Origin of the sequence: Kocuria subflava, from assembly GCF_012163155.1 — a bacterium.
GTDB classification, from domain to species: domain Bacteria; phylum Actinomycetota; class Actinomycetes; order Actinomycetales; family Micrococcaceae; genus Kocuria; species Kocuria subflava.
This window is the reverse complement of the sequence record NZ_JAAVUN010000166.1, coordinates 1-608: the sequence shown is the minus strand read 5'-3', so window position 1 is coordinate 608 and position 608 is coordinate 1. Positions and strand designations below refer to the sequence as shown.

Here is a 608-nt window from a genome sequence, read left to right as displayed (position 1 = left end):
AGGTCGCCACCCCGCGCGAAGCGAACCTGCGCACCATCCACGACTTCCTGGCCGGCTCCGAGCACCAGTACATGGGCATTCCCGCCGGCCCGGAGGACACCTGGGACTCGGTCTTCGAACTCATGGTGGACAAGGTCGGCATCAGCCCCGATCGGTCCCACGAGCAGGGTCAGGACACCATCAGCGCGGAATTGTGCGTCACCGCGCTGGAGCGGTACGCGGACGTGTTCGGGCGGGTGGTCCGCGAGCGCGGAAGCATCTTGTTCGCGACCGCCCACCCGGCCGCGATGCCGGCGGTCTACGCGCCGATGGCCCAGGCCACCCGGGAGGCGGGGGCTCAGGTGCTCACGATCGACGGCGGGATCCCCTGGGACACGGGTGATGTCCGGGCCGTGGGCGACGTCGTGATGGTCGAACAGTACGGCGGCCTGCGGCACACGCACCGGCCCGAGCCCATGGACCTGGTCCTGGACCAGCTGGAAGCGGCCCACCGTGCTGATCCGAGCGCACCGCTGCCCGATCTGGTCGTCACGGATCACGGCATGGCCGGCGCGGCGGGAACCCGCGGGTATTCGGTCGTCGCGGTCGGCGGCTGCAACGACCCCGCG

The 608-nt window shown here is 70.9% G+C and carries 1 protein-coding gene; it reads left to right on the top strand.

Annotation, left to right across the window (positions count from 1 at the left end; genetic code table 11):
- Positions 1-608, top strand: a 608-nt coding sequence (locus GTW58_RS13565; protein WP_168023610.1) for a phosphatase, incomplete at both ends; no start/stop codon positions are given.